Origin of the sequence: Colwellia sp. 20A7 (genome assembly GCF_009832865.1) — a bacterium.
Classification (GTDB): Bacteria; Pseudomonadota; Gammaproteobacteria; order Enterobacterales; family Alteromonadaceae; genus Colwellia.
On the sequence record NZ_CP047130.1, the window covers coordinates 2,627,936 to 2,645,984 of the forward strand.

Genomic DNA, 18,049 nt, shown 5'->3' on the forward strand with positions numbered 1-18,049 from the left:
TCCCCTAAACTTTAACAATTTTGATAGCACACTTTTTATAATCCGTTTGTTTGGATAACGGGTCGGTCGCATCTAACGTGACTTTATTTACTAAACGGCTAGCATCAAACCAAGGCATATACACTAAACCAATAGGAGGTTTATTACGGCCTCTAGTCTCTACACGCGTTTGTACTTCACCACGACGAGAAACCAGCTTCACTAAATCACCACGACGCATGTTACGTGCTTTAGCATCATCCGGGTGCATGTAAACCAATGCATCAGGCATAGATTTGTATAGTTCAGGTACACGTTGAGTCATTGAGCCAGAATGCCAATGCTCTAATACACGACCTGTTGATAACCATAAATCATATTCTTCGTCTGGTGATTCTGCTGGTGGCTCATAAGGTAAAGCGAAAATAATCGCACGGCCATCTTTGTGACCATAAAAGTCCCAGCCACTGCCAGGTTTGACATAAGGATCAGAGCCTTCTTTGAAACGCCATTGTGTTTCTTTACCATTTACGACAGGCCAACGTAAACCACGTTCTTGATGATATCTGTCATACGGTGCTAAATCATGCCCATGACCGCGACCAAAACTGGCATACTCTTCAAATAAACCTTTTTGAATATAAAAACCGAAATCACGAGCTTCATCGTTTAAGCGATCTTTTGGTATTTCATCCAATGAATAATTTCCGACTGAAGAGTCTTTATAAAGCACATCAAATAAGGTTTTACCACGAACGTCTGGTTTCTTAGCGATTAGTTCTTCTGGCCAAACGTCTTCAATTTTAAAACGTTTTGAAAACTCAACCAATTGCCATAAATCAGATTTAGCCCCTGTTGGAGCTTCCACCATTTGATACCAAGATTGTGTACGACGTTCAGCATTCCCATACACCCCCTCTTTTTCTACCCACATTGCCGTAGGCAAAATTAGATCTGCAGCTTGAGCTGTTACAGTTGGGTAAGGATCAGAGACAACAATAAAGTTTTTAGGATTACGGTAGCCAGGATAAGCTTCTTCATTAATATTAGCCGCTGCCTGCATGTTGTTATTACACTGCACCCAATAAAAATTGAGTTTACCGTCTTTTAACATACGATTTTGTAGTGCTGCGTGATAACCAGGTTTAGGCGGCACAGTACCATCAGGTAAATCCCATATTTTTTCAGCCGTAGCTCGATGTTTTGGGTTAGTAACCACCAAATCAGCAGGTAAACGATGTGAAAAAGTGCCAACTTCACGTGCTGTACCACAAGCTGAAGGTTGACCCGTTAACGAAAATGGACTGTTACCCGGAGTTGAAATTTTCCCTGTTAATAAGTGAATATTATAAGCAAGGTTATTAGCCCATACACCTCGTGTATGCTGATTAAATCCCATCGTCCAAAAAGAAGTTACTTTAATTTTAGGGTCTGCATAAAGTTCAGCTAAGGCTTCAAGTTTATGTACTGGCACCCCTGATAATTTAGCAGTGTATTCAGCAGTATAAGTACTAACAAATTTAGCATAAGTATCAAAATCTATTTCGGTAGAGCTACCCGCTGTTTTACCATTATTTTTTGCTGCTTGTTCTAAAGGATGTTCTGGACGTAAACCATAACCAATATCTGTTTCACCTAACCTGAAATTAGTGTGTTTATTTACAAAGTCTTTATTAACGCGATCAGTTTTAATGATGTAGTTAGCAATAAAATTCAAAATAGCTAAATCAGTTTGTGGTGTGAAAATCATCCCATTATCGGCTAAATCAAAGCTTCTATGTTCAAACGTAGATAATACCGCTACTTTTACATGAGGCGCACTTAAACGACGATCTGTTAAACGCGTCCATAAAATAGGATGCATTTCAGCCATATTTGAGCCCCACAATACAAAAGCATCAGCCGCTTCTAAATCGTCGTAACACCCCATAGGCTCATCAATACCGAAAGTACGCATAAAGCCGCCAACGGCAGAAGCCATACAGTGACGTGCATTTGGATCAATATTATTGGTACGAAATCCTGCCTTCATTAACTTTACTGCAGCATAACCTTCTTGCACTGTCCATTGGCCTGAGCCAAACATACCAACAGCCTCAGGACCACTTTTATTCAATGTTTCTTTTGCTTTTTCAGCCATTACATCGAACGCTTTATCCCATGATACCGGTGCAAACTCTCCTTGTTTATCGTACTTACCATTGGTCATACGTAATAATGGTTGGGTAAGCCTATCTTTACCATACATAATTTTAGAAAGAAAATAGCCTTTAACACAGTTAAGGCCTTTATTGACAGGAGACTTGATGTCACCGTGAGTGGCAACAACTTTACCATCCATAACCCCAACATTGACACTACAACCTGTACCACAAAATCGACAGGGTGCTTTATCCCATTTGAGTTTAGTAATATCTGAACTTGTAATTAAGTTTGATGCTAAAGCTGGCACGGACACCCCCGCAACAGCCGCTGCGGCGGCAATAGCATTAGCTTTAATAAATTCTCGGCGATTAATCATTTTGTCACCTTCCCCATCGTGTTAAATTTAGTTTCAATTTAGTTTTAATTTAGTTTTAATTTATTTATTGTAGTTTTAAACCAGAGTCATGAGCATTTATGCTTCTTAATTACTGTCACTATCAGTACTTTCATCTAGAATCTGATGGTAAACGGGTGATAAATTAATAATGCATTTATGGTTTCTTATCGTATCCATTTTATTACCAATATCTTTATAACTATGCCCTTCAATCGTAAAAACAATTTTACCTTCTGCACTGGTTGCATGAATTTCAGTGCCATCAACCGTTGTTATTGCTTTTTTCACCTCGGTTAGCTTCTCAAAAATAGGGTAAGCAACGAAACTTGCCACATGATATTCATCTGTTCTACTTTCATTATTTTTCGTCATATTATTTCTTAAATACCGATAATTTTAATATAAATACAGCTAAAGGTTAGTTTGCCTTTGGCTCGAATATGAAGGTAATAGCATCTTGTGGGCATTTACTAATACAAGCTCCACATTGTGTGCAATCAGCATCATTTAAATTAGGCTCAGGAATACTCGAATTAACATATTGAAATTTAATAACATTCGTTTCACATTCATCACGACAACTTTGGCAATAAATATTATTTTTAGCTAAACACTTATCACTAATATCTATATTTACTGGCCAAGGCTTTTTATTATCAGCAACCTTACCTTCCCTGTTTTCATCATCAGAAAAATCGCTAAAGAAAAGCGGTTGTTCACAAACATCAATACACTTATTACAAAAAGTACATTCGCCTAAATTAAAGTCTACTGTTGGAAAACCATCATTATCTTTAATAATGATCTTGGTTTCACAGCTACTTATGCAGTCTTGGCACTGTGTACAACCTGAGGTGAATACGGATTCATTGATGATCCAAGGTAAGCGTAATATTTGTTTAGTGTGTATCTGACCACGAAAAAGTCGCCTTCTCGCAGGGTTATCAACACGTTCAGTGGTTTTAAATGTTGTAGTAGACAAGGAATTAAGACCCAGGAGGACCAAATAAAAACATTTGGCTTATCCAAATAGCAAAGCCAAAACCAGCAACGATAAATATGGATAATATGGGAGCAAGGAAAACAGTAAGAAAAATAAAAGTATTACGCTCATATTTTTTTTGTTTCTCATTAAGTATTGTTTGGCTCATATTGCACTCGATACTATATAATTAGATTAAAATTATGGTACCTACTGTAATATTATAGTTAAGCTGAGGACTTGATATAGATCAAGATTTATTTCAACTTATGATTTTGGGGCTTATTTTCCGTTTCTCGCTTAACAAGTAAAAAGGTTAAATACATTTTTGTAGGCAAAGAAAAAACTAAACCAAAAGCGATACAGACTGCACTAATAATGATGCCTGTAACGCCTAAAGAATCTATATAGTCACTATAGTTATGTAAATAAACACCTAAAATTAACAAACATAAGCCAATACAAATAGATATTTTCAATAATAAAATTAATTTTTTATCTGACATAGCCACCTCAAATAAAATGGTTATTTAATTTTGGTTATTGTAATTTAGCTAATAACGCCTCAACAGGATGTTTGGCTTTCAGTGCTGTTAAACGTTTGACTTGTGAGCGACAAGAAAAACCGGTTGCTAATATTTGTGTTTGCTCCAATTTAGCTAACTTGGGTTGCCAACTTAAATTAAATAATTCTTTTGAATTATCTAAATTAGACTTTTCATGTCCATAAGTACCCGCCATACCACAACAACCCACACTAACCTTTTCTAAATTCAAACCAAAATGACTAAAAATACTCGTCCATTCGTTTTCACTATTTACTAAAGCTGTTTTCTCAGTACAGTGAGCAAATAATTTGAACGCCTGTTGATTTTTATCAGCAATGCTTTTAAATTTTTCATCTTGTTCAGTAAACGATAACAACCATTCATGCGCGAGCAATACATTAAAATCACCGCGTTTATCACCCAAAATTTTTGCGTATTCATCACGATAGCAAAGCACCATCGACGCATCCATTCCTAGCATAGGTATATTCAACTTGGTTAGTTGATTTAAAAAATCACTTGATGATTTGGCCGTATTAGCAAAACGAGCTAAGAACCCTTTAACGTGTTGAGCCTTACCGTTTGGTTTAAAAGGTAATAAAATAGGCTCTAAACCTAATGCTTTTATTAACGCCATCATGCTTTCTACAGTATTAGCATCATAAAAAGATGTAAAGGGATCTTGTACAATTAATACATAACCTTTACGTTGTAAGTCCGTTAAACCTTGTAATTTAACTAAATCGAATCCTGAATAACCTGCTTTTTTTACTTGTTTTTTTAGCGTAGGAACACTTAGTAATGGGGTATTAACATAACCAATCGTTTTTTCTGATAACTTATCATAAGCATTTAAACTCAAAATACTATTCACTAATTTGGGCATTTTAGCCATTAATGGCGCTAATATTTCTACATTAGCCACAAGATGATCTTTTAGTGGTCTAGGGTAACGTGAATGATATATGTTGATAAATCGACTTCTAAAATCTGGCACATCAACTTTTATTGGACATTGACTAGCACAAGCTTTACAAGCTAAACATCCTTGCATGGCTTCCATAACTTCATGAGAAAAATCATTTTCATTCTCAGATTTTTCAAAAAAAGTAAGCTTGAATTTAGCAATGGTAGAGTCTAATAGTTTTTTAACTGACCAATGATTTACTTGCGTTTCTAACGCTAATATATCAACACCTTGCTTCTCTAATAACCTTAACCATTCACGCATTAAACCAGCACGGCCTTTAGGAGAATGACGTCTGTCTTTAGTTACCTTACTCGATGGACACATAGGACTATCAACATCATAATTAAAACATAAACCGTTACCATTACAGTCCAATGCGGCACTAAAAGAATCTTTTACTGTAATAGGGATTTGTCTATCAAAAGAACCACGTTTAGTATCATCAACACTCACTAATTGCTCGGTCGAATCAATGGGGGTACATATTTTGCCTGGATTCATTTTATTTAGCGGGTCAAATGCGGCTTTAATTTTTCTTAATTCCGTAAACAATGCTTCGCCAAAAAATTCAGGGCCATATTCACTACGATAACCTTTCCCATGTTCACCCCACATTAAACCACCATATTTAGCCGTTAGTTTAACCACTTTGTCAGATAAGGTTCTCAGTAATTTCTCTTGTTCTGGATCACACATATCAAGGGCTGGACGGACATGTAAAACACCTGCATCTACATGGCCAAACATACCATAATGTAAATTATAACTATCAAGTAAGTCTCTAAATTCACTTATAAAATCAGCTAAATTTTCAGGAGGTACTGCCGTATCCTCTGCAAAAGCTAACGGTTTTTGGCTACCATCGGTGTTACCTAATAAACCCACCGCTTTTTTACGCATGGCATACAATTTATTGATACTACTTAAGTCCGAGGTAACTTGATACCCAATCACCCCACAAGCACTACCACGGTTACCACCATTATCTTCACTTGCAATTGTTTCATCCAAACCTGCAGTTAAGATAGCAACTTGCTCTGCTAAAGCTTCAACACTTGTACCGTTAAATTCAACAATATTAATACCATCCATGACTTTATTAGGCACGTCAGTAATCAGATCGCTTACGCTATGCCAAACAATATCTTGTTTAGCTAGGTTTAACACTTTACTGTCGATAGTTTCTACTGAAGTCGCTTTCGCTCTTACTAAGAAAGGTGAATGACGTAATGCAGAATCAAAGCTATCATATTTAATATTGATTAACGTTTTAGCTGGACTAATAGGGGTAATATTTAGTGTAGCCTGACAAACAAAAGCTAAAGAACCTTCTGAACCAGTAATAATTCGGCTTAAATCAAACGTATTCAGTTCTTCATTTTCACTATCTTGAGCTTGTAATACATTTTCCAAATCATAACCGGTTAAAAATCGATTTAAACGGGGAAATTTTTTCAGAATAAGCTCACGGTTATCAACACTAGACGCGAGAACCTGTTGAACTATTCTGCCATGACTAGTTTCTTCTTTTGCCAACGCTTGTGCTTGGGCAATAGTCATAGGTTCAGTATTAAGTACATCGCCATTAGCGAGTACTGAGGTTAAAGCTAAAACATGATCAGATGTTTTACCATACACTAATGAGCCTTGCCCTGAAGCATCAGTGTTGATCATTCCGCCAATAGTGGCACGGTTACTCGTTGATAAATCAGGTGCAAAGAAGAAACCGTGTGGACGTAAATAATCATTTAATTGATCTTTTACAACACCCGCCTCAACTTTCACCCATTTTTCTTCAATATTAATTTCTAATACTTTATTTATATACTTAGATAAATCAACAATGATACCAGGTGTTAAACTTTGCCCATTAGTACCCGTACCGCCACCTCTAGCACTAAATTTTATATCCTTGTAGGTATCTTCACTTGCCGTTTTAGTGAGCAAAATAATATCTTGTTGTGTACGAGGATTAATAACTAACTGGGGTAGTTGCTGATATATACTATTATCAGTAGCCACAGCAAGACGTGCGCTATATTTGGCACTAATATCACCAGTAAAATTTTTAGCTTTTAACGCACTAACAAAATTATCGTAAAGAGGAGAAAGGTGTGTTTGATGATCAATACGAGGTAGCATGAATATTTATCTGTAAACAAGAAAGAATTGCTTGAGTATATCATGTAAAAAGTGACTTTTGCTCAGCTTATTAATGTTCCTTTATATTAAAATTATATTTTATAAACGTTAAATTTATCAAGAGCATTATATTAACAATAACGTCTCCTAAAAATAATGAAAAGTTAAACTATCAATTAGTTTTCTTTTCATATAATTCATATGCCTTTGATTAAGAATATAGATACTTTAACTATAACCATGTGAATATTTATTTTTCCTATTGATTAACCTAACAATTTTGGCCTAACCTTCCCTATTTTAAACACAAAAAGCTTGCATTAAAAATGATTGCCACTCTATAATCCTAATTACTCTTGTATGTTCTTTATTTTCAAAAGGATTTATTTTAAATGTCTCAGCAAGTGTTGGTATTATATAATCGTCACTCAAAAATATTCCTTTTACTCTGCCTTATTCCCCTTACTATATTTGCAACAGTACATTATCTAAATCAAAATTATGTTTTAGCTAGTAGTCTTTTGTTTAGTTTACTTTTTTTTGCTATCAGCCTTCTGAAAGTTAAAAATAATACCATTAGTGTTCTTTGTAAATTCAGCATGATTTTCTCTATGTTTTTTAGCATAGCATTTGCCTGTTACTATATGGGATTACATGGAATTGTTTATGCCTTTCCAGCAATTACAGGGTTATTTTTTCTTACATCAATTAGAACGGCTCTATTAATAGCGATACCGTCGATATTCTTATATTTAGTGTTAACTATGCTCCATGGCGAAGTATTTGAAACATTTAGGCTATTACCTTCTCTTGTTTTAACTATTATTTTCACCGCTTATTCAGCTTATTATTCACGAAAACAAAAAGATGCCGTAGGTGAAGAAGCCAAAAAGGACCCGCTGACCGGTTTAGCAAATCGTCATTCCTATAATAAATGGTTAGATGAATGTCATCTAAACACTAATATTAGAAGTATTACCTCCATCAATTTAGATATTGATAAATTTCGTATTATTAATGACACCTTAGGTTTTGATGTGGGAGATGAATTAATTCAGCAACTTTCTAAAAAGTTATCAAATGTAATAGAAAACGATATGACACTTACTATTGCTCAGTCATATTATTTTGCACGATATTCAGGTGATTCTTTTGCTATAGGGTTAACCAACCTTCCAGAAGAGTTTGACATATTCCCCTTTATTAACAGATTAAAATTAGCTGTTAATGAATTAAAAGTTATATCTAAAAATCCCATTAAAATCTCTGCATCTATCGCAATTGTTAGGGCAAACAGATTAAAAGGAAAATTCCAAAATATTATCGATAACGTTGATATAACATTAAAACAAGCAAAGCAGCTTGGGGATAATAGTATACAAGTCTTCGATGAGTCTATTAATAAGCAATTTAAGGAACAAAAACATATAGCGCAAGAGCTAACACAGGCGCTTAACAACAACGAATTTCATATGGTGTTTATGCCTATTTTTCGTCATGATAAAAATAACATTGCGGGTGCTGAGTTATTACTTAGGTGTGATAGAGATGAACTCAAAGAGTATGGACCAGATAAATTTATTCCAATAGCTGAAAGCACGGGTTTAATTGAACAAATCGACTACTGGGTTCTGAATGAATCATTTAAAATCATCGCTAATACAGATATGTTGAAAATACCAAGTATTGAATTCTATTCTATTAATATATCTTCCAAACAACTTCATAATAAAAACTTTATTTTACGCATTAAACAGATCCTTAACCAATATGATTTAGACCCAACAATCATTGAACTTGAAATAACTGAAACGAGTTTAGTTGAAAGTGACTTACAAGCAGTTGACACCCTTATTTCTTTAAGACGAATTGGATTTAAACTATCACTTGATGACTTTGGCACTGGCTACACGTCCTTTAATCAACTTAAAAAATTCCCACTCAATAATTTAAAAATAGATAGAAGCTTTGTCAGTGGTGATCTCGAAAATACATCACCATTAATTGGAATGTCTCTTGTTATTTTATCAATAGCCAAACTTTATAATTTTAGTGTTATCGCTGAAGGAGTAGAAACAGAAAAACAGTATCTTGAATTGAAAAATAATGGTTGTGAATATTTCCAAGGCTATTGGTTCTCTAAGCCTATTACCGTAAAAGAATTTGTATATATGATTGCCCATACAGATGAATAGAAATACAGGTAATGCAAGCGTTAATGGTAGCTTTATCGATATAATAAAGATCAAATTAAACAAAGACGATTTATCCCTAAAATTCCTTGTTAAATTGTTAGCAAAGACTCCCAATAATTTATAAACATGGTAAACTGAGACAAAGGGCTTAGCCTACCAACAACATGGTAAACTGAGACAAAGGGCTTAGCCTACCAACAAATGAATACTTTGAATCAATAAATTGTATGAACAACCTATCAAGAAAAACTTACTCTACTGTAAATTTACCCGCATTATTAAGTAACTATACTCAAATTGCTAATCTCGCGCCGACAAGTAAAACAATTGCGGTTATAAAAGCAAATGCATATGGTCATGGTGCCGTCGAAGTGGCTAAATATTTAAGCCCACATGTACCTGCTTTTGCCGTTGCTTTTATTGATGAAGCAATTCAACTTCGTGATGCAGGTATAACATTACCTATTTTGATTATTGAAGGCGCGTTATCGTACCAAGACTTATCAATTGCTTTAGAACAAAATTTTTGGTTAATGGTTCACTCTACCGAGCAAGTTAATTGGTTAAAACAATACCCTACACCCTATGTTGGTAAATTGTGGCTAAAAGTAGATACAGGAATGAATCGACTCGGTATAAAACCAAGTGATGTTGATGGTATTTTAACTCAATTTTCACCAGAGCAATTAGAAAATTTAGTACTTTGCACCCACTTTTCAAGTGCAGATGAATTGGGTAACCCTAAAACACAATTACAAATTCAACAGTTTGAACAAGTAAATGAAAAACATGGCTATAAAAAGAGTTTAGCTAATTCAGCCGGTATTCTAAGTTGGCCAAAAAGTCATGGTGACTATAATAGACTAGGGCTTGCTCTATATGGCGCAACCCCAATACCTATTAATGATTTACCCATTAAGTTAACACCAGTGATGACATTACAGTCTACTATTATGGCTTTGAGAAAATTAAATATTGATGAGTCGGTCGGTTATGGTGAAACATGGCAAGCTAAGCGCCCTTCTCTGATAGCCACGGTAGCAATAGGTTATGCTGATGGGTATCCTAGAAATGCTAAAAATGGTACGCCTGTTTGTATTAATGGACAAATTGCAACGCTTGCAGGAAGAGTATCAATGGATATGATTACCGTTGATGTTACTGATATTGTCGATGTTAACGTTGGTGATAGTGTTGAATTATGGGGTGAAAACTTAACAATTGAAACCGTCGCAGAACACCTCGACAGTAACAATTATGAACTACTTACTAGGATATCTAACCGTGTTCCTAAATTTTATGTGAAGTAATCCTCACAATTTAATCAAAATATTTATTCTAGGAACATTGCTGTTAAGCTTTATAACCCGACTATAGGACTTACATGACATAAGTTAAAAAGCTCAGCAATATTACTACTCTATTCCTATATATTTATGCACTTGTATTGATAAACGCCAATTATTAGCAATACAAGTATCAATTGCCAACTGTGTTGCTCGATCTTTTTGGCTAATAGGTTGTAAATATATAGGTGTATTTCCTACATTATGCTCGGCCAATAGTGCTTTAAGATCATCAACATGTTGTTCAGTAGCAACCGGATGCTTAATTTCATTAGCCCGTGCCATTGCACTAGATAAAATTGGATATCCACCACGCATATTAATTTTTGGTGAAACCGTTACCCAGCATTTATTTGACACCAAAATTTCAAAAGTACCTGATGTTTCAACTTGAGTACTGTAACCAAATTCCTCAAAAGCATTACACAGAGACGTTAAATCAACCATGCAAGGCTCTCCTCCAGTAATCACTATATGTTTAGCCTTGTATCCTTGTTCGGTAACTAGTGCTTTTAATTGGGTAACAGAAAGATTGCTCCATTGTGGTGTTTCTTGCGATTTAGCTAGCATCTTTTCTTTCGTTACTTCATCGCTTAATTCAACTTCCCAAGTATGCTTTGTATCACACCAAGAACAGCCTACAGGGCAGCCTTGTAAACGAATAAATATTGACGGTTGACCTGTAAAAGAGCCCTCGCCTTGTATTGTTTCAAACATTTCATTAATTTTATATTGAATCATTTTAATTTGTGCTTTTGCCTAAGATTTTATTCAAGTAAAATGGACATAACTGATTATACCCTATTTATTTTTAAGAGACTTAACTATGACTGAAAAACTATCCACTGAACAAATAAAAATAGAAAAAGTTGTTGTTATTTATTCGGGCGGAATGGATTCATTTACCGTATTGAATCGTGCATTAAAAGATGGCAAAGAAGTGTTTGCTCTTTCGTTTGATTATGGTCAACGTCATGTAAAAGAGCTTGAGTGTGCCAGTAAAGTTTGTAACTCTTTAGGAGTAAAACATAAAGTGATTGATATTTCGTCTATCAATCAATTATTAGCAGGCTCTTCTTTAACTGATGATATTGATATACCTGAAGGTCATTACGAAGCTGAAAATATGAAATCAACCGTTGTACCTAACCGAAATATGATTTTATTATCTTTAGCGGTAGGTTATGCAGTTTCAGTAGGTGCTGCTCAAGTATATTATGGTGCTCATAGCGGCGATCACACTATTTACCCAGATTGCCGACCAGAGTTCGTTCAAAAAATGAATGATGTTTGTCTCATTGCGAACTATGAAAGTGTAGAAATTTTCAGTCCATATTTAACTGTAGATAAATCGGCTATTTTATCCGATGGAATAAGTATGGGCTTAGATTACAGCGATACTTGGACTTGTTATAATGGTAGAGAGAAAGCCTGTGGAAAATGTGGCGCTTGTGAAGAACGTCTTGAAGCATTCAGTGATAATAATGTTGTAGATCCAATTGAATATGAAGCATAGCTAGAAATCTAAGCTCAACTTTATATTTAATTTAACAACCACATGAGCAAGTAACGATATGTCTACTACAAATAAAAATATTTTACGTGTTAAGGCATATCAATTACTCGAAAGTGATACTAAGTCAGGTATTACTGCAAAAATTGTCAATTGGCTGTTAATCTTACTTATTATAAGTAACGTTGCTGCAGCGATCACGTCTTCTGACTCTGACTATTATTTAGCGTATAAACATGCATTCATACTTTTTGAAACTATCTCACTTTCAATTTTTTGCTTTGAATATTTACTGCGAGTGTGGTGTTGCGTTGAGGCAGAAGAAAATAAGAAAGTCTCAAATGTAAAAACAAGAATTAACTATATATTCACCCCCATGGCATTAATTGATTTGATTGCCATATTACCTTTCATTATAGCGCTATTCTTTTCTCTAGATCTACGAACCCTACGGCTAATAAGAGTATTAAGGTTACTCAAGTTAACCCATTATTTTAAAGGGTTTGATATTTTTATTTCTGTTATCACAAAAGAATTAAAAAATATTATTGCCGTCATGGTGGTGATGTTGTTTTTTATTATTATCGCTGCAAGTTTGATCTATTCTATTGAAGGAAAAATACAGCCAGACACTTTTGGTAGTATTTTTGAATCTTTTTGGTGGGCTGTTGTTACCATGACAACAGTAGGTTATGGCGATGCCGTCCCTATTACTACCTTAGGTAAAATTATATCAACTTTCATCATGCTTGTTGGTGTTGTTTTCGTGGCATTACCTGCTGGGATGCTAGCTGCACGTTTTGGAGAAGAGTTAAGGCGCAGAAAAGAACGTTTAGACGCTAACATCAAAGGGGCATTAACTAATGGTTATATTGACAATGATGACTTTAAAACATTGCAATCTTTAGCTGAAAAGTTAGAAATTGAACCTGAAGATTTACAACGTAGTATTACACTACTAAAAGAGAAGCATCATGAAATAAAATGCCCTCATTGTGGTAAATAAAAAATTACGCAATAAAAAATCACAACAATAAATCAAAATAACTACAATAGTATTTTATTCTTACTTTAAGACGAAATACGTCTACCCCTTATCAAATCATAGTCTACACTTATTAATACCTTGTCTATTAAGCTATTAAGGATGATGTATGAATGAAGAATTTAGACATCAAACGCAGTATATAAATAAATTTATTAATGACAATAATGATACTAAAACACATATCTATCTTGAACAGATACTATTATTACCCCCTGATATGCAAGACAAAGTCATTAATGAAATTAGCTATTTGAACAATTGTAATTGCTTCGCCATAGCAAAGATAATAGGTAAATATTCTATTGTTTATCCCAAATAATTTGCCGTAATTAACCTTCAGTCATTAAGGTTAAGTGTTTAAATTAGCATTAATAGGTAATGATTAAAGACTCAATAAAATACATAATTATGTAGCATTGCTAATTCAATCTTTAAGTATTTAGCTGTTGAGTTCTTAATTTAGCAATTTCATCACGTGTTGCCGCAGCTTTCTCAAACTCCAGATTTTGCGCATGTGAATACATTGCTTTTTCTAGCTCTATAATCTTTTTGTCAATTTCTTTTGTCGTTAAGGCTTGATAGTTAGCTACTTTCTCGGCAACCTGATCTAACGCTTTTGACTTACTAAAATCACCAACATCCATTACATCTGTTATTTTACGGATAACACCTTTGGGCGTAATATTATTGTCAAGATTATATTGATGTTGTACTCCTCTACGGCGTTCAGTTTCATCAATCGCTTTACGCATAGACTTAGTGATTTTACTCGCATATAAAATTGCTCTACCATTAAGGTTACGTGCTGCCCGACCAATCGTTTGAATTAAGGAGCGCTCTGATCTTAAAAAACCTTCTTTATCCGCATCAAGTATCGCAACAAGCGAAACTTCAGGCATATCTAAGCCTTCACGTAATAAGTTAATTCCTACCAGCACGTCAAATTTACCTAAGCGAAAATCTCGAATAATTTCAACACGCTCAACAGTATCAACATCAGAATGTAAATAACGTGCTTTAATACCATGTTCATCTAAATAATCCGTTAAATCTTCCGCCATACGCTTCGTTAGCGTCGTAGCTAAAACACGTTCGTTTAATGGTAATCGTTTATTAATTTCTGACAGTAAATCATCAACTTGTGTTTCTACATCGCGTACTTCAATTTCTGGATCTAATAAACCAGTAGGTCTAACAACTTGCTGGGCGATATCGCCAGCTGACTTTTCAATTTCATAATTGCTCGGTGTAGCTGATACATAAATAGTTTGCGGTGATAAAGCTTCAAACTCTTCAAATTTCATCGGTCTATTATCAAGTGCAGAAGGAAGTCTAAAACCATATTGCACTAAATTTTCTTTTCGTGACCGATCACCTTTATACATGGCGCCAATTTGTGGCACAGTAACATGTGATTCATCAATAATAAGTAAACCATCATCGGGTAAATAATCAAACAACGTTGGCGGCGCTTCACCCGCTTCACGACCAGATAAATAACGTGAGTAGTTTTCAACACCCGAGCAATAACCAAGTTCGGTCATCATTTCGATATCAAACTGAGTACGTTGAGATATTCGTTGCTCTTCTACTAAACGATTATTGTCTTTAAGGAACTGAGAGCGCTCTTTTAGCTCTACTTTTATTTTTTCTACTGCCGATAATATTTTATCGCGTGGTGTTGCATAATGAGTTTTCGGATACACAGTAACACGCGCTAAAGTACGTTCAACTTGCCCGGTTAAAGGATCAAACTGACTAATACGTTCAATTTCTTCATCAAACAATTCTACTCGCAGTGCAAGACGATCTGATTCTGCTGGAAAAATATCAATAACATCACCACGTACACGATAAGTTGCACGTGCAAAAGCAAGATCATTTCGTTTATATTGTAATTCTGCTAAGCGACGTAATATATCTCGCTGATTAATGATGTCACCTACGCTAATATGTAACATCATTCTTAAATAGGAATCAGGATCGCCCAAACCATAAATAGCCGAAACAGATGCAATAATAATAACATCACGGCGCTCTAATAAGGCCTTGGTTGCCGACAAACGCATTTGTTCGATATGTTCATTAACCGAGGCATCTTTTTCAATAAAAGTGTCTGTCGTTGGTACATAAGCTTCAGGCTGATAATAGTCATAGTAAGACACAAAATATTCCACAGCGTTGTTTGGGAAAAACTCTTTCATTTCACCATAAAGCTGAGCCGCTAAAGTTTTATTTGGTGCTAATAACATTGTTGGTCGATTAAGCTTTTCGATAACGTTCGCAATAGTGAAAGTTTTACCTGAGCCCGTAACACCTAATAAAGTCTGATGAGCTAAGCCCGATTCAATACCCTCTAATAATTGCTTAATAGCGGTTGGCTGATCACCACTCGGTATATAATCAGATTCTAATTTTAGTGACTTTACCGTTACTTCTTTAAATAAATCATCTTTCAAGACAATTGTTCCTTAGTAATAAACTCATCATTTTTAAACTGCTTAGTGAATAATCGATAAGATATAAATGCCATCACTAAATTACCAAGTAAGGCCCCAATAAAGAATCCGTGTAAACCATATAAATAACTACCTAAGTACGCTAAAGGTACATAACAAATAAATAATCTTATAATACTTAATATCAAAGCAATAATAGGTTTATGAAGCGCATTAAAAGATGAGTTAGTTATAATCACTACACCTTGAAGACCGTACCCTAATGGTAAAATCCACATAAATAATACAATAATATCTGCTACTTCTTTCTCTTTAGCGAAAGCAGATGCAATTAAAGGCGCGGTTATAACTAAGATCACATAAATAAGTATTTGCCAAAACATAATGAACTTAATAGATGTTTTATAGGCTTGTTCAACACGCTCCATGTTATTTGCACCAAAGTTTTGGCTAATAAAGGGGGGCAATGTCATTGTCATTGCTAAAACGACTAATGAAGCTATAGACTCTATACGAGAGCCAACCCCAAAGCCAGCCACAACAGATTCACCATAACTAGCAGCAATAGCAGTCATAATAGCTGCAGCAATTGGTGTTAACATATTAGCACCTGCAGCAGGTAAACCTATTTTCAATATACCGCGACATGAAGCTATTAATTGTTTCATGGGAATTATATGCGTATGAATTAAGTTTTTTTGTTTTGTGAGAATAATCAATACCAGTAAGAAGCCAACAACCCAAGAAATTAATGAAGCTATAGCGGCACCTTCAATTCCCATTGCTGGCACTGGGCCAAAGCCAAAAATGAATATAGGGTCAAGCACAGCATTAATTAAGCCCGAACTACCCATCACTATACTAGGTGTTTTAGTATCACCTGATGCTCTAAGCACCGCATTACCAATCATAGGTCCAATCAGAAACACACTGCCTAAGTACCAAATATCCATGTACTCATGAATTAAAGGTAATAATGATTGGTTTGCACCAAGTAGAGTGAAAAGTTCGTCAGTAAATAAATAACCAACAAATGACAACATAACAACGACAATTGCTGACATATATAAAGCCGCTGTGGCTGAGTCTTTTGCCGACTCATGATCATCACGCCCCAAAAATTTAGCAATAACTGCAGAGGTACCTATACCTAAACCAATCATTAAACTAATAACAGTAAAGGTAACAGGAAAAGTAAAACTAATGGCGGCTAATGGCTGTGTACCCAACATACTAACAAAAAATGTATCGACTAAATTAAAAGTCATTAACAAAATCATGCCGTAAATCATCGGGATGGTCATTCGTTTAATTGTATTACCAACGGGATCTTTGAGTAAATTGATCGGTTGTTTATTATTTTTTATTTTTTTATTTGACGTCATTAATAAATTTTAGAAAATTCCTGGTGATAATACATAAGTTTAACAATTGCTATTGTAATCAAAAGCAAAAGAAATTCACAGTAAATGCAATGAAATATCCAGCTGATTAAAAAGCAACCTAAAGTGCTAATAAAAGCACAAAAAACACATAACCTACTGATAAACAAATACTAAATAAAACATTCATTTTGTTGTTGACTTACCTACACGCTAAGCAAAACGATAATGTTACTAGTTTTTACAATTTAACTCACATAGTTATCCACAAGTTTCGTGGATAACTACATTTTCATCATGTTTTCTAAGTGATTAAAATACCATGCGTACAAAACAGTCAAGAAGCGACGAGAAACTAACGTTACTGAGCGCAATTTGAGCAAACAAACTAATAATTCATTTTTTTCTTATTTTAGTGTTGACAGTTTGCCGTCAGGTCTTTAATATTCCGCCCCGTTAGCCGAGATGGTTAACACGCAATCGAAAGAAAGAAATTCCCCAATAGCTCAGTTGGTAGAGCGATGGACTGTTAATCCATGTGTCACTGGTTCGAGCCCAGTTTGGGGAGCCAAATTTAAGAATGAGAAGTAACGAGCTCATGTAAAAGTTTATTCCCCAATAGCTCAGTTGGTAGAGCGATGGACTGTTAATCCATGTGTCACTGGTTCGAGCCCAGTTTGGGGAGCCACATTTTAAAACAACGACAAATGTAGAGAGATGGACTGTACTCTCTAATAATAACATGTGTCGCTGTTGGTTTCCCAAGCTCAGTTTGAGGAGCCATATTAAAGAATGAGAAGTAACGAGCTCATGTAAAAGTTTATTCCCCAATAGCTCAGTTGGTAGAGCGATGGACTGTTAATCCATGTGTCACTGGTTCGAGCCCAGTTTGGGGAGCCACATTAAAGGCTACGAGAAATCGTAGCCTTTTTTATTGCCTAAA

The 18,049-nt window shown here is 35.0% G+C and carries 13 protein-coding genes and 3 tRNA genes; 7 read left to right on the forward strand and 9 right to left on the reverse strand.

The features are described 5' to 3' along the window. Positions 1-4 precede the first annotated feature (4 nt). The 6 genes from napA to ydiJ all read right to left on the reverse strand — a co-directional run bounded on the left by napA (position 5) and on the right by ydiJ (position 7,163). Complete coding sequence (gene napA / locus GQS55_RS11440; RefSeq protein ID WP_159820645.1) at positions 5-2,500, reverse strand: nitrate reductase catalytic subunit NapA; 2,496 nt, start codon at positions 2,498-2,500, stop codon at positions 5-7. A 105-nt stretch (positions 2,501-2,605) separates the two neighbouring features. Further along, positions 2,606-2,893 carry a chaperone NapD gene (locus GQS55_RS11445; protein ID WP_159820646.1) on the reverse strand — a complete coding sequence of 96 codons (288 nt, stop codon included), beginning with the start codon at positions 2,891-2,893 and terminating at the stop codon, positions 2,606-2,608. Between the two features lie 46 nt (positions 2,894-2,939). Next, a complete protein-coding gene (gene napF / locus GQS55_RS11450) occupies positions 2,940-3,503 on the reverse strand; it encodes a ferredoxin-type protein NapF (protein WP_159820647.1) in 564 nt (187 codons plus the stop codon). A gap of 4 nt (positions 3,504-3,507) precedes the next feature. Continuing rightward, positions 3,508-3,672, reverse strand: coding sequence for a periplasmic nitrate reductase, NapE protein (locus GQS55_RS11455; protein ID WP_159820648.1), 165 nt, complete (start codon positions 3,670-3,672; stop codon positions 3,508-3,510). An 88-nt stretch (positions 3,673-3,760) separates the two neighbouring features. Beyond that, positions 3,761-4,009, reverse strand: a complete 249-nt coding sequence (locus tag GQS55_RS11460) for a hypothetical protein (protein ID WP_159820649.1) — start codon at positions 4,007-4,009, stop codon at positions 3,761-3,763. A gap of 34 nt (positions 4,010-4,043) precedes the next feature. Then, a complete protein-coding gene (gene ydiJ, locus GQS55_RS11465) occupies positions 4,044-7,163 on the reverse strand; it encodes a D-2-hydroxyglutarate dehydrogenase YdiJ (protein ID WP_159820650.1) in 3,120 nt (1,039 codons plus the stop codon). A 611-nt stretch (positions 7,164-7,774) separates the two neighbouring features. Between ydiJ and GQS55_RS11470 the strand changes: the two genes are divergently transcribed. Together GQS55_RS11470 and alr are read left to right on the forward strand one after the other, a co-directional pair. Further along, positions 7,775-9,358: a putative bifunctional diguanylate cyclase/phosphodiesterase gene (locus tag GQS55_RS11470; protein ID WP_159820651.1), complete on the forward strand. Its 1,584-nt coding sequence runs from the start codon at positions 7,775-7,777 to the stop codon at positions 9,356-9,358. 227 nt (positions 9,359-9,585) lie between these two features. Further along, complete coding sequence (alr, locus tag GQS55_RS11475) at positions 9,586-10,668, forward strand: alanine racemase (protein WP_159820652.1); 1,083 nt, start codon at positions 9,586-9,588, stop codon at positions 10,666-10,668. Positions 10,669-10,773: 105 nt separating this feature from the next. On the opposite strand, the gene queE is transcribed toward alr, so the two are convergent. After that, positions 10,774-11,445 (reverse strand): 7-carboxy-7-deazaguanine synthase QueE, encoded by a 672-nt coding sequence (gene queE / locus GQS55_RS11480; protein WP_201294509.1) that lies wholly within the window; start codon positions 11,443-11,445, stop codon positions 10,774-10,776. Positions 11,446-11,530: 85 nt separating this feature from the next. Between queE and queC the strand changes: the two genes are divergently transcribed. Together queC and GQS55_RS11490 are read left to right on the forward strand one after the other, a co-directional pair. Beyond that, positions 11,531-12,220 (forward strand): 7-cyano-7-deazaguanine synthase QueC, encoded by a 690-nt coding sequence (queC, locus tag GQS55_RS11485; protein ID WP_159820653.1) that lies wholly within the window; start codon positions 11,531-11,533, stop codon positions 12,218-12,220. A 58-nt stretch (positions 12,221-12,278) separates the two neighbouring features. Continuing rightward, positions 12,279-13,223 (forward strand): ion transporter, encoded by a 945-nt coding sequence (locus GQS55_RS11490; protein ID WP_159820654.1) that lies wholly within the window; start codon positions 12,279-12,281, stop codon positions 13,221-13,223. Positions 13,224-13,696: 473 nt separating this feature from the next. Here GQS55_RS11490 and uvrB read toward each other — a convergent pair whose 3' ends face one another. Further along, a complete protein-coding gene (uvrB, locus tag GQS55_RS11495; protein WP_159820655.1) occupies positions 13,697-15,724 on the reverse strand; it encodes an excinuclease ABC subunit UvrB in 2,028 nt (675 codons plus the stop codon). Beyond that, positions 15,721-17,109 carry an MATE family efflux transporter gene (locus GQS55_RS11500; protein WP_159820656.1) on the reverse strand — a complete coding sequence of 463 codons (1,389 nt, stop codon included), beginning with the start codon at positions 17,107-17,109 and terminating at the stop codon, positions 15,721-15,723. The genes uvrB and GQS55_RS11500 overlap by 4 nt, the downstream gene beginning before the upstream one ends. A 492-nt stretch (positions 17,110-17,601) precedes the next feature. Here GQS55_RS11500 and GQS55_RS11505 point away from each other — a divergent pair. The 3 genes from GQS55_RS11505 (at position 17,602) to GQS55_RS11515 (ending at position 18,006) form a co-directional block, all read left to right on the forward strand. Further along, positions 17,602-17,677 (forward strand) — tRNA-Asn (locus GQS55_RS11505). A gap of 41 nt (positions 17,678-17,718) precedes the next feature. Beyond that, a tRNA-Asn gene (locus tag GQS55_RS11510) sits at positions 17,719-17,794 on the forward strand. A 136-nt stretch (positions 17,795-17,930) separates the two neighbouring features. Beyond that, positions 17,931-18,006: transfer RNA gene (locus GQS55_RS11515), tRNA-Asn, on the forward strand. Positions 18,007-18,049 lie beyond the last annotated feature (43 nt).

Coding starts and splice junctions, on each gene's coding strand:
- napA (WP_159820645.1), bottom strand. CDS start 2,500: ATGATTAATCGCCGAGAATTTATTAAAGCTAATGCTATTGCCGCCGCA.
- GQS55_RS11445 (WP_159820646.1), bottom strand. CDS start 2,893: ATGACGAAAAATAATGAAAGTAGAACAGATGAATATCATGTGGCAAGT.
- GQS55_RS11455 (WP_159820648.1), bottom strand. CDS start 3,672: ATGAGCCAAACAATACTTAATGAGAAACAAAAAAAATATGAGCGTAAT.
- GQS55_RS11460 (WP_159820649.1), bottom strand. CDS start 4,009: ATGTCAGATAAAAAATTAATTTTATTATTGAAAATATCTATTTGTATT.
- ydiJ (WP_159820650.1), bottom strand. CDS start 7,163: ATGCTACCTCGTATTGATCATCAAACACACCTTTCTCCTCTTTACGAT.
- GQS55_RS11470 (WP_159820651.1), top strand. CDS start 7,775: ATGTTTTTTAGCATAGCATTTGCCTGTTACTATATGGGATTACATGGA.
- alr (WP_159820652.1), top strand. CDS start 9,586: ATGAACAACCTATCAAGAAAAACTTACTCTACTGTAAATTTACCCGCA.
- queE (WP_201294509.1), bottom strand. CDS start 11,445: ATGATTCAATATAAAATTAATGAAATGTTTGAAACAATACAAGGCGAG.
- queC (WP_159820653.1), top strand. CDS start 11,531: ATGACTGAAAAACTATCCACTGAACAAATAAAAATAGAAAAAGTTGTT.
- GQS55_RS11490 (WP_159820654.1), top strand. CDS start 12,279: ATGTCTACTACAAATAAAAATATTTTACGTGTTAAGGCATATCAATTA.
- GQS55_RS11500 (WP_159820656.1), bottom strand. CDS start 17,109: ATGACGTCAAATAAAAAAATAAAAAATAATAAACAACCGATCAATTTA.